At 59.6% G+C, this 21,534-nt stretch carries 17 protein-coding genes and 1 tRNA gene; 10 read left to right on the top strand and 8 right to left on the bottom strand.

All coding sequences use genetic code 11. The features are described from left to right. Nucleotides 1–189: 189 nt before the first annotated feature. On the bottom strand, nucleotides 190–1,581 hold the full coding sequence (gabP, locus tag AC1RAC_RS12155) for a GABA permease (RefSeq protein WP_492616617.1): 1,392 nt from the start codon (nucleotides 1,579–1,581) through the stop codon (nucleotides 190–192). Between the two features lie 555 nt (nucleotides 1,582–2,136). On the opposite strand from gabP, the gene AC1RAC_RS12160 reads away from it, so the two are divergent. The 5 genes from AC1RAC_RS12160 to AC1RAC_RS12180 all read left to right on the top strand — a co-directional run bounded on the left by AC1RAC_RS12160 (nucleotide 2,137) and on the right by AC1RAC_RS12180 (nucleotide 6,342). After that, a complete protein-coding gene (locus tag AC1RAC_RS12160; RefSeq protein ID WP_010213906.1) occupies nucleotides 2,137–2,910 on the top strand; it encodes an ABC transporter ATP-binding protein in 774 nt (257 codons plus the stop codon). Nucleotides 2,911–2,923: 13 nt separating this feature from the next. Next, entirely contained in the window at nucleotides 2,924–3,676 is a 753-nt protein-coding gene (locus tag AC1RAC_RS12165) for an ABC transporter substrate-binding protein (protein ID WP_014716503.1), read from the top strand. Between the two features lie 74 nt (nucleotides 3,677–3,750). Next, nucleotides 3,751–4,446 (top strand): ABC transporter permease, encoded by a 696-nt coding sequence (locus tag AC1RAC_RS12170; RefSeq protein WP_005783890.1) that lies wholly within the window; start codon nucleotides 3,751–3,753, stop codon nucleotides 4,444–4,446. A gap of 38 nt (nucleotides 4,447–4,484) precedes the next feature. Further along, nucleotides 4,485–5,174: an ABC transporter permease gene (locus AC1RAC_RS12175; protein ID WP_032803763.1), complete on the top strand. Its 690-nt coding sequence runs from the start codon at nucleotides 4,485–4,487 to the stop codon at nucleotides 5,172–5,174. After that, nucleotides 5,155–6,342, top strand: coding sequence for a methyltransferase (locus AC1RAC_RS12180; RefSeq protein WP_089042083.1), 1,188 nt, complete (start codon nucleotides 5,155–5,157; stop codon nucleotides 6,340–6,342). The genes AC1RAC_RS12175 and AC1RAC_RS12180 overlap by 20 nt, the downstream gene beginning before the upstream one ends. Nucleotides 6,343–6,583: 241 nt before the next feature. Here the strand turns inward: AC1RAC_RS12180 and bcsQ are convergent, their stop codons facing one another. Next, the gene (gene bcsQ, locus AC1RAC_RS12185; RefSeq protein WP_054896622.1) at nucleotides 6,584–7,480 is read right to left on the bottom strand and encodes a cellulose biosynthesis protein BcsQ; all 897 of its coding nucleotides are present in this window, start codon (nucleotides 7,478–7,480) and stop codon (nucleotides 6,584–6,586) included. A 328-nt stretch (nucleotides 7,481–7,808) separates the two neighbouring features. Between bcsQ and AC1RAC_RS12190 the strand changes: the two genes are divergently transcribed. Further along, nucleotides 7,809–7,884: transfer RNA gene (locus tag AC1RAC_RS12190), tRNA-Thr, on the top strand. A 634-nt stretch (nucleotides 7,885–8,518) separates the two neighbouring features. Here AC1RAC_RS12190 and AC1RAC_RS12195 read toward each other — a convergent pair. The 3 genes from AC1RAC_RS12195 to AC1RAC_RS12205 all read right to left on the bottom strand — a co-directional run bounded on the left by AC1RAC_RS12195 (nucleotide 8,519) and on the right by AC1RAC_RS12205 (nucleotide 12,142). Continuing rightward, nucleotides 8,519–10,321: a B12-binding domain-containing radical SAM protein gene (locus tag AC1RAC_RS12195; RefSeq protein ID WP_186526734.1), complete on the bottom strand. Its 1,803-nt coding sequence runs from the start codon at nucleotides 10,319–10,321 to the stop codon at nucleotides 8,519–8,521. Nucleotide 10,322: 1 nt separating this feature from the next. Continuing rightward, the gene (gene yddG, locus AC1RAC_RS12200; protein ID WP_181124541.1) at nucleotides 10,323–11,261 is read right to left on the bottom strand and encodes an aromatic amino acid exporter YddG; all 939 of its coding nucleotides are present in this window, start codon (nucleotides 11,259–11,261) and stop codon (nucleotides 10,323–10,325) included. Between the two features lie 104 nt (nucleotides 11,262–11,365). Further along, entirely contained in the window at nucleotides 11,366–12,142 is a 777-nt protein-coding gene (locus AC1RAC_RS12205) for a helix-turn-helix domain-containing protein (protein ID WP_072445772.1), read from the bottom strand. A 303-nt stretch (nucleotides 12,143–12,445) separates the two neighbouring features. On the opposite strand from AC1RAC_RS12205, the gene AC1RAC_RS12210 reads away from it, so the two are divergent. From AC1RAC_RS12210 to AC1RAC_RS12220, 3 genes are read left to right on the top strand one after another with little or no spacing between them, the layout of a single operon-like run. Next, the gene (locus AC1RAC_RS12210; RefSeq protein WP_492616618.1) at nucleotides 12,446–13,810 is read left to right on the top strand and encodes a CHASE2 domain-containing protein; all 1,365 of its coding nucleotides are present in this window, start codon (nucleotides 12,446–12,448) and stop codon (nucleotides 13,808–13,810) included. A 16-nt stretch (nucleotides 13,811–13,826) separates the two neighbouring features. Then, complete coding sequence (locus AC1RAC_RS12215) at nucleotides 13,827–14,192, top strand: hypothetical protein (protein ID WP_181124537.1); 366 nt, start codon at nucleotides 13,827–13,829, stop codon at nucleotides 14,190–14,192. A gap of 13 nt (nucleotides 14,193–14,205) precedes the next feature. Continuing rightward, the gene (locus AC1RAC_RS12220) at nucleotides 14,206–15,783 is read left to right on the top strand and encodes a M48 family metallopeptidase (protein WP_054896636.1); all 1,578 of its coding nucleotides are present in this window, start codon (nucleotides 14,206–14,208) and stop codon (nucleotides 15,781–15,783) included. Nucleotides 15,784–15,864: 81 nt separating this feature from the next. Here AC1RAC_RS12220 and AC1RAC_RS12225 read toward each other — a convergent pair whose 3' ends face one another. Beyond that, nucleotides 15,865–17,151 (bottom strand): OprD family porin, encoded by a 1,287-nt coding sequence (locus tag AC1RAC_RS12225; protein ID WP_034125518.1) that lies wholly within the window; start codon nucleotides 17,149–17,151, stop codon nucleotides 15,865–15,867. Nucleotides 17,152–17,558: 407 nt separating this feature from the next. Between AC1RAC_RS12225 and AC1RAC_RS12230 the strand changes: the two genes are divergently transcribed. Then, nucleotides 17,559–19,634 (top strand): TonB-dependent receptor, encoded by a 2,076-nt coding sequence (locus tag AC1RAC_RS12230; protein WP_072445769.1) that lies wholly within the window; start codon nucleotides 17,559–17,561, stop codon nucleotides 19,632–19,634. 319 nt (nucleotides 19,635–19,953) lie between these two features. Here AC1RAC_RS12230 and AC1RAC_RS12235 read toward each other — a convergent pair whose 3' ends face one another. Next, nucleotides 19,954–20,169 (bottom strand): hypothetical protein, encoded by a 216-nt coding sequence (locus tag AC1RAC_RS12235; protein ID WP_054922627.1) that lies wholly within the window; start codon nucleotides 20,167–20,169, stop codon nucleotides 19,954–19,956. Nucleotides 20,170–20,404: 235 nt separating this feature from the next. Then, nucleotides 20,405–21,511 (bottom strand): agmatine deiminase, encoded by a 1,107-nt coding sequence (gene aguA, locus AC1RAC_RS12240; RefSeq protein ID WP_089042074.1) that lies wholly within the window; start codon nucleotides 21,509–21,511, stop codon nucleotides 20,405–20,407. Between the last annotated feature and the right edge of the window lie 23 nt (nucleotides 21,512–21,534).

The following is a 21,534-nucleotide window of genomic DNA, read 5'->3' on the forward strand; positions in this document are numbered from 1 at the left end:
TTCGAGCAGACAACCAGTGACTTGTGGCGAGGGAGCTTGCTCCCGCTGGACTGCGTAGCAGTCCCATTTTTGGGGCCGCTTCGCGCCCCAGCGGGAGCAAGCTCCCTCGCCACAGTTACCGATTCTGTCTTAACTGACTGGCAAGCCCGGCTCCCACATTGTTGCGCGGTGCATTACCACCGTCTCTCGTCAGTTAAGCGCCGCAGCCCCTACTCTTTGGGCCTCGCGACGGCTCGCCACCACCAACCCCGCCAATACCACCAGCAAGCTCAGAACCCCGGTGGCGATGATCTCGACCCGGTGCGCTTCCTGGAACAGCATGATGGTCAACGTACCGACGATAAACACCATTACCGCGTACGTCAGGCCTGGGAACAGCCACATCTTGAAGACGATCTTCTCGCCCGCTGCCGCACGCTTCTGGCGCATGCGCAGTTGCGACACGGCAATCACCAGGTACACCAGCAACGCAATGGCGCCGGAGCTGGCCAGCAGGAATTCGAACACCGCCGCCGGAGCGACGTAGTTGGCGAATACCGCCAGGAACGCGGCGCCGGTAGACAGCAACACCGCCCAGTAAGGCGTGCCGCTCTTGTTGGTGCGCTTGGCCACGGCCGGTGCGTCACCGCGACGGCCCAGGGAGAACAGCATGCGCGACGCGGTGTACAGCGCCGAGTTGAGGCAACTGGTCACGGCAACCAGCACCACCAGGTCGACAATCAGCTTGGCGTTCGGGATACCCATGCGCTCCAGCACGGTCTGGTAGGAACCTACGGCAGCCAGGGTCGGATCGTTCCAAGGCACCAGGGACACCACGATGAAGATCGACAACAGGTAGAACAAACCAATCCGCCAGATCACCGAGTTGGTGGCCTTGGTGATTTGCTGGCCCGGGTTCTTCGATTCGGCTGCGGCGATGGTGACAATCTCGGTGCCCATGAACGAGAACATGGTGGTCAGGATCGCCGCCAATACGGCACCCATGCCGTTGGGCATGAACCCTTGGGTATCGAACAGGTGCGAAACACCGCTGACCTGGCTGGTGGGCAAGAAGCCGAAGATCGCGGCCAGGCCGAGGATCACAAAGCCCACGATCGCCACGACCTTGATCAGCGCAAACCAGAACTCAAACTCGCCGTAGTTCTTCACGCTGAACAAGTTGGTTGCGGTGAGCAGCAAGGTAATGACCAGGGTGAACACCCAGATCGCCACGTCGGGGAACCAGGCGTGCAGGATGGTCGCCGCCGCGTTGGCTTCCAGTGGAATCACCAGCACCCAGAACCACCAGTAGAGCCAGCCAATGGTGAAACCGGCCCAGTGGCCGATTGCCCGGTCGGCATAGGTAGAGAACGAACCGGTATCCGGTGACGCAACGGCCATCTCGGCCAGCATGCGCATCACCAGGACTACCAGCGTACCGGCGGCTGCATAGGCCAACAGCACAGCCGGGCCGGCAGCAGCGATCGCATGGCCGGAGCCGACAAACAAACCGGCGCCGATGACACCGGCAATCGACAGCATGGTGACGTGACGCGGTTTGAGCCCCTGTTCGAGGTCATTGGAGCTTTGCGTACTACTCATTGACACACCTTTGCGAGGAATTGCGAAAACGGTTCGCCCGGCTTGCAGCCTTTCTCGTGAAAAGAATCCAACAGGGCGTTCTTTATTTTTTACGCAAGATTTGCGCCAAAATATTTCAGAACCACAGTTGGCGGGGGCTGTAGGACAATTCACTACTCATCGCAAGTCATTGAGAACAATGGCATTCCGCTATAGCGTTACCGTGCGACTCACATTCATGGCATTGCGACGCACCAAAAACACACACAAAAAGTACGTGACGCCCCATAACCGGGCTGATATGGACCGTTTGCCCGGTTAACCCTTCCAACACCCGGCCAAAGCTGGCACCATCGCGCCCTTTTTTACGCGAAGCCTGTGGATCTTTCCGGGTCAAACGTCTGTAGGTTGTTGATGGCGCGACACACTGCTGCGCCGATGCGACACCCTGCCGCAGACCACCGGTTAACCGTCCGCAGCGCTGTTGGCTGTCATCCAAACGCTATGCTAGCTTGGCGCCTCGCCAGGAAGGCGGCCCAACAGCGAAGATCGCAACGAACACAATGAGGACCGCACATGGCCGAGGCCACGCCCGCGCTTGAAATCCGCAACTTGCATAAACGCTATGGTGAGCTTGAGGTACTCAAAGGTATCTCGCTGACCGCTCGCGACGGCGATGTGATCTCGATCCTGGGTTCCTCCGGTTCCGGCAAGTCCACTTTCCTGCGCTGCATCAACCTGCTGGAAAACCCGCACCAGGGCCAGATACTGGTGGCCGGCGAAGAACTCAAGCTAAAGGCCGCGAAAAACGGCGAACTGATGGCCGCCGACGGCAAGCAGATCAACCGCCTGCGCAGCGAAATCGGGTTTGTGTTTCAAAACTTTAACCTGTGGCCGCACATGAGCATCCTCGACAACATCATCGAGGCTCCTCGGCGCGTGCTCGGCCAGAGCAAGGCCGAAGCGATAGAAGTGGCCGAGGCCCTGCTGGCCAAGGTTGGTATCGCCGACAAGCGCCACGCCTACCCTGCGCAACTCTCTGGTGGCCAACAACAACGCGCGGCGATTGCGCGTACCCTGGCGATGCAGCCTAAAGTCATCCTGTTCGACGAACCGACGTCGGCGCTTGACCCGGAAATGGTCCAGGAAGTACTTAATGTGATCCGCGCGCTGGCCGAAGAAGGCCGCACCATGCTGCTGGTCACCCACGAAATGGGCTTCGCCCGCCAGGTATCCAGCGAAGTGGTGTTTTTGCACCAGGGCCTGGTCGAAGAGCAAGGATCGCCACAGCAGGTATTTGAAAACCCGCTTTCGGCGCGCTGCAAACAATTCATGTCCAGCAACCGCTAACGGAGCAACATGCATGCAGACCTATAAGAAATTCCTTCTGGCCGCGGCCGTCTCGATGGCATTCAGCGCCACGGCCATGGCAGAAACCTTGAAGATGGGGATCGAAGCGGCCTACCCGCCGTTCAACAATAAAGACGCCAGCGGTAACGTTGTCGGCTTCGACAAGGACATCGGCGACGCCCTGTGCGCCAAGATGAAAGTCGAGAAGTGCGAAGTGTATGTGTCCGACTGGGACGGCATCATCCCTGCCCTGAACGCCAAGAAGTTCGACTTCCTGGTGTCTTCGCTGTCGATCACCGACGAGCGCAAGCAGGCGGTTGACTTCACCGACCCGTACTATTCCAACAAGCTGCAGTTCATTGCGCCCAAAGCCACTGCGGATTTCAAGACCGACGCCACTTACCTCAAAGGCAAGGTGATCGGTGCACAGCGCGCAACGCTGGCCGGTACCTACCTGGAAGACAAGCTGCCGGACACCGAAGCCAAGCTCTACGACACGCAGGAAAACGCCTACCTCGACCTGACCTCCGGTCGCCTCGACGGCATCCTGGCTGACAAGTACGTGCAGTACGAATGGCTCAAGAGCAAAGACGGTTCGGCCTATGAATTCAAAGGCGACCCGGTGGTAGAAAGCGACAAGATCGGTATCGCCGTACGCAAAGGCGACCCGCTGCGCGAGCGCCTGAACAAAGCCCTGGCAGAGATCAAGGCAGACGGCACCTACAAGAAGATCAACGACAAGTACTTCCCGTTCAGCATCGAATGATCTGAACGGCCTGCCCGACGCGCTCCTGCGAGCGCGCTGGCTTTTAGCAATGCCTGCCGCGATATGAAAACACCATGAATTTCGATCTCTACGGATTCGGCCCGGCCCTTGCCGCCGGCGCGCTGATGACCGTCAAACTGGCGCTCACGGCCCTGTGCCTGGGGCTGGTGCTCGGCCTTGCCGGCGCCTTGGCCAAGACCTCCCCGTACAAGCCACTGCAATGGCTGGGCGGTGCGTATTCGACCATCGTTCGCGGTATTCCCGAATTACTGTGGGTGCTGCTGATTTACTTTGGCACCGTCAACCTGATGCGTGCGCTCGGTGAGTTCTTCGGCAACCCCGACCTGTCGCTGAGTGCCTTCGCCGCCGGCGTCATCGCCCTGGGCCTGTGCTTCGGCGCCTACGCAACGGAAGTGTTCCGCGGCGCGATCCTCGCCATTCCCAAGGGCCACCGCGAAGCCGGTGTGGCGTTGGGGCTGTCGAAGTTTCGGATTTTCACCCGGCTGATCATGCCGCAGATGTGGCGCATCGCCCTGCCGGGCCTGGGTAACCTGTTCATGATCCTGATGAAAGACACCGCGCTGGTGTCGGTGATCGGCCTGGAAGAAATCATGCGCCACGCGCAGATCGGCGTGACCGTGACCAAGCAACCCTTCACCTTCTTCATGGTCGCCGCCTTCATGTACCTGGGCCTGACCGTACTGGCGATGACCAGCATGCACTTCCTGGAAAAACGCGCCGCCCGCGGCTTTGCAAGGAGCACCCAATGAGCGGCGACTACAGCTGGCTATCGCACTTTGACCTGGGCCTGAACTGGGCCGTGATCATCAAGTGGCTGCCGAAGTTGGCCCAGGGCGCAACCCTGACCCTGGAGCTGGTGGCAATCGCCGTGATCGCCGGCCTGCTGCTGGCGATCCCTCTGGGCATCGCCCGCTCTTCGCGCCGCTGGTACGTGAGCGCCCTGCCCTACGGCTATATTTTCTTCTTCCGTGGCACGCCGCTGCTGGTGCAGTTGTTCCTGGTGTATTACGGCCTGGCGCAGTTCGACGCCGTGCGCAACAGCTTCATGTGGCCGTACCTGCGAGACCCGTTCTGGTGCGCCACCGCCACCATGACCCTGCACACCGCCGCCTACATTGCCGAGATCCTGCGCGGTGCGATCCAGGCCATCCCGCCGGGCGAAATCGAAGCAGCGCGGGCCCTGGGCATGTCCAAGCCCAAGACGCTGTTCTACATCATCCTGCCACGCGCCTCGCGCATCGGCCTGCCGGCCTACAGCAACGAAGTGATCCTGATGCTCAAGGCCAGCGCCTTGGCCAGTACCGTGACCCTGCTGGAACTGACCGGCATGGCGCGCACCATCATTGCCCGCACTTACCTGCCGGTGGAGATTTTCTTCGCCGCAGGGTTGTTCTACCTGCTGATGGCCTACGTGCTGGTGCGCGGCTTCAAACTGCTGGAAAAATGGCTGCGCGTCGATGCATGCCAAGGACGTTGAGGCACGCTTCCAGGCACTGGATGCATTCCTGATCGAGTACCAAGGGCTGTGGCGACCACGGCCCTTTACTCAGTTGCAGTTGCCCTGGGAAACCGAGCATCCCGAGTTATCCCACTGGCTGCGCAAGCGTTCGCTGGCCGAAGCTGAAGCCAGTCACAACCAACCCCACGACCTGCCCGCGCCCACACCTTTTCCACAGCTGGCCGCTCACGCGCTGCGCCTCGCTACTGTGGATAAGTTACCCACGCACACCCTTGAGCCCGCTCGCCATCGTTTGAATGTCGACGTGCCAGGGCGCAAATGGCAACAGATCGAAGCCTTCGGCGCCGCGCTGACCTTTACCCAAACGCCTGCCCACTGGCTGGACTGGTGCGCCGGCAAAGGCCACCTAGGCCGCCGCCTGCTGCAACCCGGCCAACGGTTAACTTGCCTGGAATATGACCCCGCCCTGCTCGCCTCCGGCCAAGCCTTGAGTGATCGCCACGACCTGCCCGCAACCCATCATCTGCAAGACGTGATGGCGGATGTCGCGATCCAGCCCGAACACACGCCGGTCGCCCTGCATGCCTGCGGCGACCTGCATGTGCGCCTGCTACAACTGGCCAGCGCCGCCGGCTGCAAACAACTGGCCCTGGCGCCCTGCTGCTACAACCGCATCACCGCCGACCGTTATCAACCCCTCTCCGCCGCCGGGCGCGCCTCCTTGCTGCAACTGTCGATTGATGACCTGGGCCTGCCCCTGAGCGAAACCGTCACCGCCGGCAACCGTGTACGCCAACAACGGGACACCTCCATGGCCCGCCGCCTGGGCTTTGACCAACTGCAACGGCAACTGCGTGGCTGCGACGACTACCTGCCAACACCTTCCCTGCCCGCCAGTTGGCTGGATAAACCCTTTGCCGACTATTGCCAGGAACTGGCAAGCCTCAAGGGCTTATCCACCGGCGAGCAGAACTGGCCGGCCCTGGAAGCCCACGGCTGGCAACGCCTGGCCGAGGTGCGCAACCTTGAGTTAGTGAGAGGCTTGTTTCGACGCCCATTGGAACTGTGGTTGGTATTGGACCAGGCACTGTTCATGGTGGAACAGGGCTACAACGTCGAGGTCGGCAGCTTCTGCGAACCATCGTTGACCCCTCGCAACCTGATGGTGCTGGCCGAGCGCGAATAAAGGGCAAAAAATCCTACAAGCGCCCTGTGGATAACTCTGTTGATGAATACTTTGCAGAGGCCCTAGATATCGGCACTTCACACCCAAAGCCGGCCTGGTCATTTTTTGTTCACAAAATAAAGTGCACACAAAACAGGCAGTTGCAGCGTGCTGAGAACTGCTGCACAAAATGGCTGTTTCGTGACACCCGTTACCAACCGATTGTGCATAAGCATCTGGCGCCACGCGCATAACGGGCGCTTTATGCGGTCTGTTTTGGCGCCTTCAGCCACAGGCAAACCTCGTTGATATCATCACTGGCCAGCCGTTTCGCCACGTTATCCAGTGGGTCGGATGAGTAGGCCAACGCCTCATTGATGGCCATATCGCGATGAACTTCCAACGGCTCTTTGCCCAAGCGATGCTTGAACGCCTCGACCATGTCCAGGCTGAAGGGGTTGCTCTCATCCACCTGGTTAATCACCACCTGCACAACCGGCGGGCGCTCGCCCTCAAGGTGCGGAGCGAGCAGCAGGTCCAGATGATCCAGGGTCCCAAGGCAAGCAGCGTCCGCCTGCACGATGACCAGCACCACATCGGCAACGCTCAACGCTTGATGGAAATAGACGTTATTACCCGCGGGCGTATCGATGATCACCGTGTGCCGCTCGCTGAGCCCCAGGCACCCAAGACGCTGCGCCAGCCAACCGGGCTCCTGCTTGAGCCAGCGCTCGAGGCTTTCCTGCTGCTGGATATCGATATCGCCGAACGTCATCACCTGGCAACCGGCAAAGCCCAACTGCTGCAAGGGCGCCCATTGCCCATGCTCCAGACTGGTGCGGCCGATTCCGGGCAAGGTGGAACTGACCCCAAAGTGATGATGCAAGGCATTCTGCGGGTCCAGGTCCAGCGCCACCACCGACTCGCCCAGGCGCTGCAACCCACTGCTCAAGGCCGTGACCAGCGTGCTGCGGCCCACACCGCCATTGATAGACACCAACGCCACTATTTTAGGGCGCAGCTCCGGGGCATTGAGGGGCTGTTGGTAAATACTTTCGTCAGGAACACTGCCGAAAAAGTGCATTCTTGCATTGATGCCGTCGGCATCATGGGTAACGTCTTTGCCAAACAACGCCAGAATTTCTTTGCTTAGGCTCATAGCCTGCTCCTCACGACGCAGCTTAAAGACGTGAAGGTCAGCAAGTGCGGGCACTTGCCGCAGGTCTTTTTATAGGCGCCCTTGTTGGGGGCATTCTGTGACAAAGGGTTTGAAGTGTCATTATTTTGCTGTTTTTATGCTCGGGTTTTTAGATGGACGGTAGATAGTCAATTTAATGGCTTTTTCAGCGTGTGTTTTCCACAGGCTTGCAACCTGTGAAAACGTGCCCAAGACAGCCTAATCGCAAGAAACCTCAGACTTTGCAAAAATAGTCAGAATTCAGGGGTTTACAGAACCTTTCCAATCGCTATAATCGTCGCCCTAACACGCCGGTATAGCTCAGTTGGTAGAGCAACTGACTTGTAATCAGTAGGTCCCGGGTTCGACTCCTGGTGCCGGCACCATACAAGGTTCCAGAGAAGGCTTTCAAAATCTCTGGAACCCCCGAAAAACCCGCCTTCTGGCGGGTTTTTTCGTTTTGACATTCCGTCGGATTCCGCCAAAATCTTATGGATACCAGCCGAAAACCACCTCGATTTTCACGGGCAATCGTCCGCCCTGCCCGCCCATCCTTCATCAGCAGGCCTGCACACAAATCAGCGACGAACTGGGGCATGGTCGTCTCGACGTGGTATCGGCTTATAACGATGATCGAGCACGAGCAAAACATTCGACATGGCGCTGTTCCTGGCGGATCTTCTCACCGGGTCGCATGCCATTCGCGAACGTCACCTACGCCAAGCAAAGACCATTCAAGCGGAGATCTCTAATCGCTTGCACGAAGATAATCCATGGACCTGGCAGCGAAAGCATCTCGCATGGTTTCTAAACCGTCACGTGAACCAGCATGCTGAATCGACGCGCTATTACTGGCTACTGACCGCGCATTTGCTCACTCTTCGCTTAGGAAAATTCAACCTATAGATGAAGGTCAAAAACCGGTCAGAAGCAGGCTGATGGTGTAAGTGGCTCAATTGACGTGTGAGGTTGTTTGGCTATTCGCTCGAAGTCATTGAACGAGTAGGGCTGTGTAAAAAATCAGACATCCACTGGCCACGTTCCGCGCCGCACCATTTCCCGCACCCGATCAGCACCATTGGCGCGTACCAGCAATTCCATACGGGCTTTTTCGATGTCCTCGGCACTCCATTGCTCGGTGGCCATGGTGGCTTTTTCGTGAGACCAGCCATTGTCGTAGTGACGGACCACATACTGCTGTTGGTATGCCCACATCTCGGTGCCCGGAATCGGGGTCACGATAAACGGGTTGGCGTAGGCCATGCCTGCGCCCATAAGGCTGACGGCATAATCAATGGTATTACCGATTTGCCCCAGGCTTTCGATGAACGGCTGTTCGGCAGCCGAGGCCGGCGGGTTGACGAAGCCGAGCATGAAGCCGCCCGTCACCTGAATTCCGCACTCGGTAAACATCTGGATGATCTCAAAGGTTGCCTGCTGAATCGCGTTGAAACGCGACTTGTTGGAGTTCACCAGGCTCTCTTCGTTGGCGCTCTCCACCGCAAGGTAAATGTTGTAGCAACCGTTGTCGGCGATTGAACGGATAAACGTCTTCGCCGTGAGACCGCCGCGAATGGCAGCGATGACGTTGCGGTAGTGCGGGCTTTTGAGTTCCTGCTCATCAAGTTCCGCCAGAAATCGCTCGCCCTTGTGCAGCAGCACCAGATTGAACAGGCTCAGCCCACCTTCCTCGACCCACGGCAAATGGTGTTTCTTCAACAGCTTGCCGACCTCCATAGCGTACAGCGGGTCATGCATCAAGTGATCGTCTTCGATCAACACTTCGGTCACGCCTTGTTTGACCAAATCCGCCAGATGCAGGTCGAACCAGTCCAGCCCCAATGCCCGCCAGGGGCCGTTGATTTTGGGGATATAGCAGAAGTTGCAATTGACGTTGCAGCCTATGGTGGAAAAGATCTGCGCCCAGGCGCCGGTCTTGCGCACCCGCGCACCGGAGGAATGATAGGGCTGCAAGTAGTTGTTCATGTTCAGGAAACTGAAATCCGGCAACGGCATGACGCCCAGCCGCTCATCCAGATCCTGCCGGGCCGGGACAATGCTCAAGTAGCTGGATTTGCGCGTCGGTCGAACTAGTTGGCCACTGTAGCTGCGATAGGCGATGCCCGGCACCGCGTCGACATTGCCGCCTTCATGGGTGACCGCGTCGAGCAGCAGCGTGAAGGCGCGATCCGCTTCGTTGATCAGGGTGAAATCGAAAGGCGAGTCCAGCAAGGCATTCTGCCAGTCACCGCTGGAATGGGCACCGCCCGTCACCAGCAGCAAATTTGGATCGATGGATTTCACCAGGTCGGCCAGCGCCCGGGCGTTGCCCCATTGCACGGTGTAGTTGCACTGGATGCCGACGATGTCCGGTTGTGCATCTTCGATGATCTTGCGCATTTGCACATCGGTGAGGCCATAGCGGACCAAATGGCCCTGATCGACGTTCACCAGAGTGTTTTCCTGGGACCAGCCGGCGAATGGCGCGTCGACGATCTGCACGTCGTAGCCGGCGCGCTTGGCCACCGTGGCGATGCGCAACAGGCCAATGGGCGTGCCGGCGCGTTTCATTACTTCGAACGTGTCGATGCCGATGTCGGCAAATGCGCTGCCCAGCGGTACCGGCTCAATCAGCCGCGTGTAAGGCGGCACGAACAGCAACACACGTGGCGCTTCGCCATTTGCGCGGCGGCGAATGCCGCTGCGGCTGGACTTCAATGACGGTAGTCCCAGATGCTGGAGCGCAGGACGAGTGGGCGCCACGCTGAATCGTGGCAGGTCGCGTTCAATTCTTGTGGCGCCTTCAGAGGCAATCAGGTCCATCTCAAAGCTCCTTTACAACAGTGATGTCGGCGTTGGGCTGGCCTGTTTTCGAGGTGGCGATAACAGCGCCAACGATAATCAGCAGTGTGGGAATAATCAGGATCGGGCTGGCATGGCTTTGCCCTATGGCCACCAGCAGCAGGGTCGAGATCAGGGGGGCCAGATAGGAGAGAGCGCCGAGCATCGCCAGGCTGCCGTGCTTGGTGGCGTGGTCCCAGGCGAAAAACGCCAGGCCCACCGGCCCCAGGCCAAGGCCGACGATGGCCGCCCATTGCCCGGCGCTTGGAATGACCGCGGTTTCAAACGCCAGATGGCAGACCAGGCCGGCCACTGCGACGAGGCCACAGATGCCACCAATGATGCTGCTTGGCACGTCACTGAAACGGCGGTTGATCACCGAATAGGACGACCAGACCAGCGCGCAGGCGAAGGCGGCCAGGTAGCCGGCTACCGGCATGGCGGCGGCTTCATCCGAGGCGCGCTGTTGCATGATGAACGCCGTACCGGCCAACCCCAGCAGCGCGCCGAGTAACTGGCGTTTGCGCAGCCGTTCCCCCGCGCTGAAGGCCGAGAGCAGCACAATCAACAGTGGCCACAGGTAGGCAATCAGGCTCGCCTCGGCAACCGGGGCAGCCTTGAGGGCGAAAAAATACAGCGCGTGGTAGGCGAATATCCCTAGAAAACCGACCGCCCATACCGACCAGGGCTGACGCCAGCTGCGAAACCCCGCCATGCCGTTGCGGCCAAGGATGCACAGGCTCGCTACAAACGCGACGGCAAAACTCAGGGTCAGCAGTTGGAAGGGTGGAATGCCTTCGGTGAGGCTGGTCAGCAACGCCAGGCATGACCACAGGAACACCGCGATCACGCCGATGGCGGTGGCCGAGGCTGCGGCTCTGACAGACACCTGTGTTTTGGCAGTGTGCGTCACTTCGGTCATCTACGCCCCGTCTGATTTATCCTTGTCGGTGGGGCAATCATAGAAAGGTCCGGCCGGGCGGGTATTGATGAGCACTGCTGAAGATTTGTTCAGGCCTGCCGGATTCACCTTACCCGCGAACTTCGTCGCACCGTGGCCGGGGTCAGGTCGCGGTTCTTTTTCAGGGCGTGGGTGAGTGCACTTTGATCGGCATAACCGACGCGGTGGGCGATCTCGGTGATCGACAGCGCGGTTTCGCACAGCAAGTCGATGGCACGGTTGAGACGCAAGGTGGCGATATGCGCAAAAGGCGTGCTATTCAAATGCCGAGCGAACAGCACGTAGAGTTGCCGCTCGCTGGTGCCTGCCACCCGTGCAATCTCGGTGGCGCTAAGCCGGCTGTCCAGATGGCTTTCAATGTAAGCGAGTGCCCGTGCCAGGGTGAACTGACCATGCTCAGGGATGATTCCGGGCGGCAGCGTCAGCGAAGACAGCAGCAAAGTACTCCAGGACTCTGCCACCTGAGGTGAACTGGTCAGCAAGGGCGCGCTGCGGCTGGCGTATTCGAGTAAATGGCGGATTTCCGGGCCTACTGGGAAAAAGCGTTTGTCGGCCTGGAGTCTGGTCGACAGGTCGAGATTCTTGGGCCCGCCGAACGTCGTGGCCGGCACGTCGAGTACCAGAAAGGTATTGGCCTTTTGCGCCAGAAACGCATGGCGAGCACCGGCAGGAATTACCACGCCCTGACTCCAGTCGACCTTGCCGGCCCGACCGTCGACTTCGATGTCCATGGAGCCGGACTGCGGCAGCACGAGCTGATGAAAGTCGTGATCGTGCAATTCGACTTGGCCCGAATACGAACGAAGGGCCAGTGAAACCGCTGGGTTATCGTGACTGCCCATAGCGCCTCTCCGTTGGCTCAGGTTCACATCATGCCTGAGTCAGAGAACCCGGTGCCACTCCCGCGAGCGCTCAGGGGAGATGCGACGAGTCATCGGCAAGAACTCGTGCGGGACGCGGGCTGATTTCATCGCGGGCAAGCCCGGCGCCCACAGCGCAAAGCCCTGGCCAGGATAGGCCAGGGCTTTTTACGAATGACAACCCATGCGCCCATAGCGATATGGCACTTAGCCACTTTTCCAATTGACACCCCCTCCCCACTCCGTTAAAAACCCCGCCTTGCTTGCGTTTTTATCGAGACATGGATGTTGTCCAAACCCCCGCTGTTCAAATACCGCCGCTATTGGCTGGCGGTCATCATCGTGTTGCTGGCGATTCTTGATCCTTTCGGCCTGGCCAGTTCCAGCGACAAGGCGTCGGCGCAGTGGCTCAATCGTATGTTCGCCAGTCACTACCCGAGCCTTGGGCAGCAGCGGGTGGCGGTGGTGTTGATCGATGATGCCTACCTGATGCGCAATAACAGTTCGTGGCCCATGCCCTATGGCGAGCAGAGCAAGTTGTTCAAGCGCTTGCTGGCGTACAAGCCCCAGGCGGTGTTTGTGGATTTGCTTTATAGCCACGACCACTCGTTTGGCGACCCGACGCGGGGCAGCCAGTTGCTGGCGAATGTGTTTGAGCGTTATCAACGCCAACGCATCCCATTGTGGCTGGCCAATACTGGGTTGACTCGGGCAGAGGCGGGCCAGGCGAATACGCTGGCGCCGTTCATGCAGGTGAGCCAGCCGGCGCTGGTTGTATGGGAAGGGGTGGATGACAAGTATCCACTGGCGATGCGCACACATGCAGGGCTGATGGAAACTCCCGCCCTGTCGCTGTATCGAGTGTTCTGTGCCACGCAGCACTGCAAGCAGCCGCCGGTGGATGTGCAAGCCGCTGCGCAGCGCCAGCCCATCGCGGTGCAGTGGGGGCTGAAGCTGGCGCCCGAACAGGCACGTATTGCCGATATCCGCCACTGCGCGCCGGCACGGCATTTTTTGCTGGACGGGGTGGCGCAGTTATTTCAGGCGGTGTTCTGGAAGCTCGACGACTCGGCCCAGGCGCGCTGCCCTTATACGCTGACGTTGTCGGCCAGTGACCTGGAGGTCAGCGACCCCGACGACCAGGCATTGGTCGCCGAGTTACTGCGCGACCGCCTGGTGTTGGTGGGCGCCAATATTGCTTCCACCGGGGACCTGGTGGAGTCGCCGGTACACGGCCAACTCCCCGGCGTTTACCTGCACGCCATGGCGCTGGACAACCTGATCAATGCGGGCATGGACTACGACCATGAACCGGCCAATTTCCCCCACCTGCCGTTCAATTGGCTGGACCTGCTGGAGCTCGGGCTGCTGGCGTTGATCGCAGTGCTCAAGGCGCTGCACGCACGTCGCCTGGCGGGCCATCGCACCTGGAGCCGGTGGCGGCGCCAGGAAATCTGGTTTTTTACCTCGCCGTGCCCGTCGTGGCTGTTGGTGATGTCGATGTTGGCGGGGGTCAGTGTGTTGCTGAGCCTCAATGACATCACCCCGGTCAACGTGCTGGGCATTGTGTTGCTGTCGTTGGTGCTGTTCAGCGAGCGGATCGAAGCCTTCTTCGACCGCGATCGCCGAGTGCACCGCTCTGCTATCTGACTCAAGGAAACCAAGGATGAACAGAAGCCTCATCGTCTTGCTCGCCGCCCTCTTCACCCCGGGCGCCTGGGCAGAAACCCACAGTATCAAGGCGTTCCTCGCCGACCCGGTGACAGTGCTGGACGAGCAGGGCAAGCAACAACGTGAGCTGGCGAAAAAGGACGCGCCCACCCAGCCCCTGCCGGTGTTGCAGTACAACCAGGCACTGGATCTGGTGCAGGTAGAACTGGCAGGCCAGAAGGTGTGGCTGGACACCATGGATTTGCGCATCGAGCCCCCGCTGAACGTCGTCGACCTGCCCTGCCAGGGCCTGACCAAAAGCCAGGCCAAGGACAGCCGCAACAACTCCACCATCGGTTTTGGTGCCGGCTGCAATCAATAAAAGGAGCGTTGCGGTGAAGGGATATCTAGTAGCAGCCAGCCTGTTGGCCAGTTCGGTGCTCAGTGGTTGCGCCACCTTGAAAGGCGCAGACCAGGCGTTTATGAACCTGGTGGGGCCCTCGACCCAGTCCCGGGTTCAGGGCCATTACGTGGATAACAGCGACGTACGCCAGTATTACAAGCTCGACCCACAGCGCCAGAGCCAGCAGCGTTTGAGCTACGACGGGCGTGCGGTACCGGCCGCTGAAGCGCGCCAGCAGAACCTGGTGGATATCCCGATGCTGCAAGGCTACTTGCAGGGCATCGTCACGCGCTTGTCCAAGGGCTGGCCGGGGGAGTTGCCGCCGCTGCAGGTGAAGATCACCGACAGCTATGGCTTCGGGCCGTCGGCAGACCCCTACGGCAACCTGTTCGTGCCGCTGGGCATGCTGGACAACGTCGCCAGCGAAGACGAAATCGCCGCGATGCTGGGCCATGAAATGAGCCACGTATTGCTGCATCACCATGACCGCATGGCCGCTTTCCAGCAGCAGAAAGACATGTTCACCACCGTGGCCTCCACGGTCGCCTTGGCCACCATGGCTGCCGATACGGGCGTGGACCGCAGCTCCGGTACGATGAAACTGTTCAGTAAAGACCCAGCCGGCACCCAGAAGACCATCGGCAACACCGTGCTGTATACCGCCCTGGCCAATACCTTTTCCGATCAGGTATGGAGCACCGCCTGGGGCCGCAGCCAGGAAGACCAGGCCGACTTGCTGGGCACCGACTTGATGATCCGTGCCGGTTACGCGCCGCGAGCCGCCACCCATAGTCTGGAGCGCCTCAACGACTTCCAGGGCAAGCAGAAGCCCTTGCTCACGGGGTTCCTCACGGCGCGCAAGAATGCCATGCAGGATTCGCTGCAGCAGTTCAATCTCGACCAGTTCACCAAAGAGCTGGACGTGCTGGTCAAGGATGGCTTGACCACCGGCATCACCGCGACCAGCCAATACTTCAACCGCTCACATATGTCGGCCATGGACCGCGACACCGAGCTGCGCCAGTACTTGCAACGCGAGTATCGCCAGGAACGCCGCGCCCGGGTCAACCCGCAAAGCTGGTCGAAAATGAAGAATACGCCCCAGGTGGCGAAGGCTTTGCAGGGCTATAAAGACGCGTACTTCGCAATTGATGCCCTGGAAAAAAACAAGGTGCCGCAGGCTGACGCTTTCATCCGCAAGGCCCTGGCCTCGCCGGTAAAAGACCAGCCGAGCATTCGGCGCACCGCCTATACCGTGCGCCTGGCCCAGGGCAAAAACAGCGAAGCGGTGAAAGAGTTGCAGGCGATCAAGGACTGGTCCCTGGCAGGACCTTCCACCTATGACTTGATGATCAGCTACCACCTCAAGCGCGGTGACGGGCAATCGGCCCTGGCGATGATCGACAAGGCGGAACGCAACCTGGGCTCGGAGGAACTGTTTATTACCGAGAAGCTGTTGGCCAACCAGCAACTGCAGAATGCGCAGCAGGTGCAAAGCGTGCTGCGCAAATGCGAGCAGTACCCGACGCGCAAAGAGAACTGCAAAAAGCTCGCACCGGTCAAAGCCTGACGCCCCCGCGAGCGGACAATAAAAAACCCCGAACCAGTCGGGGTTTTTTATCGCCTGGCATCAGGCACGACATTTGATCAATTAGAAAACGTTGATCGGGTAGTCGGCGAACAGACGGATTTCGTTACCGCCTACGTTGTAGTTGCTGGCGTTGTTGGAAACGCGCAACCACGAGGCACGGGCACGCAGGCTCAGGTCTTTGGCTGGGCCGCTCTGTACCACGTACTTGAACTGGTTCCAGATTTCACGCTCGGTGCCATCGCCACGGCCAGTGCCGTCGTCGATGTTGGTGCCGCGCACGTAGGCAATGTTGTAGGTCAGGCCCGGTACGCCGAAGGTGGCGAAGTCGATGCCATAACCTGCTTGCCAGGAGCGCTCGTCCTTGCCGTTGAAGTCGGACCAGTAGGAGTTGGCCAGCAGGATGGTATTGCCGCCGTCGCCAATGCCGCCAGCGTTGCGGTAGCCACCGTACAGGTAGCCGGTGTCACCGGTGCTGCGCTGGTGAGCGAGGGTGAAGCTGTGCGCGCCAACGGCCCAGGTAGCGCCCAGGCTCCAGATCTTGTTGTCGCGAGCGTCCGCATCACCTTGGTTTTCCAGGGCGAAGCTGCGGTCCAGCTTGGTTTTGTAACCGTTGAAGTCAAACGTCAGCGACTGTTGTTCTGGCAGGGCCAGCACGTAGTTGACGTTGACGTATTGCTTCTTCAGCACGTCCTGCATGTCGGAGGCGTACAAAGCAGCCGACAGGCTTTCGGTGAATTTGTAGCTACCACCGATGTAGTTGATGCTCTTCAAACGGCCGCTGTCGCTGCCCTCGGCGCTCTTGCGAGCTTCCTTGGTGAAGTGACCAGCATCCAGTTGCAGGCCGGCGATCTCTTTGGAAACGATCGAGGTGCCCTCGTAGGTTTCCGACAGCAGACGCGAGTTGTCGTATTGCAGGACCGGCACGGCCGGCATCTGCTGACCGTATTTGATCACGGTGTTGGAGATACGCGCCTTGACGGCTGCGCCGCCTTTGGCCAGGTCGTTGGCGGCTTCTCCGCTGTCACCTTGCTTGAAGAAGTCGATACCGCCAGCGCCGCTGCGACCTTTACCACCATCCAGGCGGATAGCGTATTGGCCAATCACATCCACACCCACACCGACGGTGCCTTGGGTGAAGCCGGACTCGAACTTGCCGATGAAGCCTTGGCCCCATTCAGCTTTGTCCTGCTTGCCGTTTTTGTAGTCACGGCTGATGTAGGCGTTACGTGCTGCGATGTTCAGGTGGCTGTCTTCAACGAAACCCTTGGATTGCTCCTGGTCGTTTGCCATTGCTGTCGATGCGCTCAAAATCCCCAGAGCGATCAGACTCATCCGTTGCTTCAACATTTTCTTATATTCCTTATTACGGGTTGAGTACGCGCTGTGACACCAGGCTCCTGTTGCTTTTCTGGTGTCGACCTTGCCAGCAAAAAGAAGGCCCGCGGACGACTGAACTGCCGCGGGCCTTTTTTATTGGATTTAGTCATGGTGGTTAGCCACAGGCGTTGGGCGCAATCCTATGCGGGCGTTGAACTATGTGTCAATTTCGTGAATCGTCTGTATTTAGGCGATATTCGTCTAAGCAGCGGGCTAAAGCGGCGGGATGAAAGCCTTGAAAACACCTTGATCAGCCCTTGTAAACACATTAAGTAACAAATCCGCATGCAATGCGCTAGGGAATAGATAACGCGCGCAAATGCAAAGCATTACCATTCGCGCACAATTTTCCTGCCACATCATTTGGATACACTCCCATGCCTGCCCCTCGCCTGACGCCCCTCTCCCTTGGGCTCTCTGTCCTGCTGTCTGCTGGTTTTGCCGGTGCGGCCACGGTCCTGCCCGAAACCTCGATCAGCGTGGAAGCAGACGAAGACGACCCACGGGTCAAAGAGACCAGCACCGCCACACGCACCGCGACGGCTGTTCGCTACGTGCCCCAGGCGATCGACTCAGTCAAAACCGAGAGCCTGCGCTCCTATGGCACCAACGATCTGGGCCAGGCATTGAGCGGTATCCCCAACGTCAGCAGCGGCGCCGATACACGCTTCGACAGCCTGCGCATACGCGGTTTCGACGCCAGCAATGACTTCTATCTGGATGGCATTCGCGACGACAGCCAGTACGTACGTGACCTGCATAACATCGAGCGTATCGAAGTGCTCAAGGGGCCGGCCGCCGTGCTTTACGGGCGAGGCGGCCAGGGCGGGATCGTCAACCGGGTGAGCAAACTGCCAAGCCCAGGGCAAAAGTCCAGCATCGAAGCCCAAGGCGGCAGCAACGATTTGCGCAGCCTGTATGCCGACCTGAGTACCGACCCCACCGATAACATCAGCCTGCGCCTGAACATGGGCAACCAGGACAACAATAGCTTTCGCGATGGCGTCAGCGGCAACCGCCAGTTGTTCGCGCCGTCGATGAGCTGGCAGCTCACTCCAGAGCTGAACTGGCTGGTGCAATACGAATACAGCCGCTACAACCGCACCCCAGACCGTGGCATTCCTGGTGTCAACGGGCGCCCGGCGGATGTCAGCCGCAGCACCACTTACTTTGATCACGGCGATTACATAGACGATAAGTCCCAGTCGCTGCGTTCCAGACTTGCCTACGAGCTCAACGCCGACTGGCAGCTGCGCCACACCCTCGGCGTGTTCAAGCTCGACAGCGATTTCGACAATACTTACCAGACCGGCTATGACCCGAAAACCAACACCGTCAGCCGCCAACACTGGCAGCAGGACCTGACCACCCGCAACGTGTTCAACAACCTGGAGCTGGAAGGCGGTTTCGACACCTTTGGCCTGGAGCACCGCCTGCTCACCGGTATTGAGCTGGGCAGCCAGCGCCGTGATCCGAAGCTGTACTCCGCTCGAGATGGCAAGACGGTGCCGAGCCTGGACCTCAACCAGCCCAACCGCCGCCTGAGCCACACCGGGAGCATGCGACTGTCGAGTAACAACCACACCGAAGTCGAAAGCCGCGCCCTCTACATACAGGACCAACTGCGCCTGAATGACCAGTGGCAACTGCTGGGCGGGCTGCGTTACGACCGCTTCGAAGTGGACACCACCAACAAGCTGCTCGACATCCAACAGAACGTGAAAAGCCACAGCACCAGCCCGCGCGTCGGCCTGGTGTGGACGCCCCTGGAGCACCACTCGTTCTACGCCTCGTGGAGCAAGACTTTCACCCCAGCAGGCGGCGGCCTGATCGGCATCACGCCGAACGCCACCGGCAACGTCAACGACCTGAGCCCGGAGTTGACCAAGCAAAAAGAAATCGGCGTGAAGAGCGACTGGTTCGATGAGCGCCTGAGCACCACCCTGGCTGTGTACGAGCTGGAACTCTACAACCGCCGCACCAGCGACCCGCTGGACCGTACCATTACCCTGCTCACCGGCGAACAACGCTCACGCGGCGTGGAGCTGACCGCCACCGGCAAGATCGTCGACAACTGGTATGTGCGCGGCGGCGTAGGTCTGCAGGATGCCAAGGTGGAGAAGGACAACAACGGGTTTGAGGGCAAACGGATCAGCGACGTGGCCAAGCGCAACGCCAGCCTGTTCATCACCTGGAAGCCGGAGATGGGCTGGTACGCGGAAACCGGTTTGACCCTGGTGGGCGATCGTTACGCCGACAACCTCAACACCGTGGTGTTGCCTGGTTATGGCCGCTGGGACGCGCTGGCCGGGTTCCGTCAGAAAGAATGGGACGTGCGGGCAGCACTGAACAATATCGCTGATAAAAACTACTACGCCTCGGCGACCAGTGCGGCGCAGATTCAACCAGGCGAGCCGCGAAGCCTGGTAGTCACCGGTACCTACAGCTTCTGACACACCTCATGGGAACCAAAGCCTGTTCCCACACTGGTTAGGTATTGCCCACAACATCAGCGCCTGGCGCAGATCCCTGTGGGAGCGGGCTTGCCCGCGAAAGCGGTGTGCCAGTCACCCAATCTTCAACTGAACCACCGCCATCGCAGGCAAGCCAGCTCCCACACTGGTTAGATATTGTCCAAAAAATCAGCGCCTGGCGCAGATCCCTGTGGAAGCGGGCTTGCCCGCGATAGCGGTGTGCCAGTCCCCCAATCTTCAACTGAACCACCGCCATCGCAGGCAAGCCAGCTCCCACAGTCGGTTTCAGGTGTGTTCTTTAGTTGCTCATCAACTCGCACAACGCCTGCACTTCGTCCTCCGTGAACAACCCAACCGGGTAGCGCTCACTCATCACGCTGCGCAAATCAGGCAATTGCCTGACCTGTGGCGAGCCGTTCGCCTTCAACCAAAGGGCCAACGCATGGATGGCGTCTGCGTCGACCCGCAAAGGGTGGAACGTACGCGTGTTCATCAGGTGGACATCGGCATTCATTTCAGCGCTCTCTCCTGCTGCGTGAGCGGCTAACTTACTCAAGGTTTGTGACAGAACTGCACGGTCATCCCCCTTGGGCCACTGTAACCACAGCGATACAAGAGCTATGCCAATGTGCCCTGTTCACCGGCATGCAGGCATGAAAAAGCCCGCGACCGGGCTGGGTCGCGGGCTTGCGGGGAACACTGCAAACGCGCGGTGCTCGTGCGCCATCAAGGCGCTGTTACAACTGCACTCACTTTCGCTGCGGGGCTGGCTGCTGTTGGGTCAGGCAATGGATATTGCCCCCACCCAGTAACAATTCGCGGCCCGGCACCATCACCACTTCATGTTGTGGGAACAGGTTCTGCAGGATTTGCTTGGCCTGATCGTCCAACGGGTCATCGAAACTCGGCGCGATGATGCCGCCATTGACGATCAGGAAGTTGACGTAGGAACCGGCCAACCGCACGGTCGGATTACGCTCCTGGCTACCGTCAACCAGGTCTACCCCGGCGCATTCCTCCTCAGTGGCATACAGCGGACCCGGAATCGGCATTTTATGCACGATGAACGAGCGGCCCTGGGCATCGGTGCTGCTTTGCAGCACGTCCATGGCTGCGTGGCAGCGTGGGTAGTTCGGGTCTTGCGGGTCATCGGTCCAGGCCAACAGCACTTCGCCCGGGCGCACGTAGCAGCAGAAGTTATCCACATGGCCGTCGGTTTCGTCGTTGAACAGGCCATCCGGCAACCAGATGATCTTGTCTACCGCCAGGTTATCGCTGAGCACCGCCTCAATGGCCGCACGATCAAGGTGCGGGTTGCGGTTGCGGTTCAACAGACATTCTTCGGTGGTGATCAGGGTGCCTTCGCCGTCGACATGAATCGAACCGCCTTCAAGCACAAAGCCTTCAGTGCGGTAACGCGGTGCGCGCTCCATCTCGAGGATCTTGCCTCCCACCTGGGAATCGCGATTCCACGGTGCATACAGGCCGCCGTCAAAACCACCCCAGGCGTTGAAGTCCCAGTTCACACCCCGTACTTCTCCACTGCCGTTGATCACGAAAGTGGGGCCGGTGTCGCGAACCCAGGCGTCGTCATTGGACATTTCCACCAGGCGGATATTGGGTACGTCCAGGCGGGCACGGGCGTTTTCGTACTGGCTGGCGGAGACCGCGACGGTCACCGGCTCAAAACGTGCGATGGCCTTGGCCACCGTCACATGGGCCGCCTGAGCAGGCTTACCGCCCAGGCGCCAGTTGTCTGGGCGCTCGGGCCAGATCATCCAGGTCTGGGTCTGGGGCGCCCATTCGGCAGGCATGTGAAAGCCATCGGCGCGAGGTGTGCTGTGCAAGGTGGTCATGGCGATCAGGGCTCCGAATGGGG

Source organism: Pseudomonas sp. GW823-FHT02F05 (assembly GCF_058797315.1).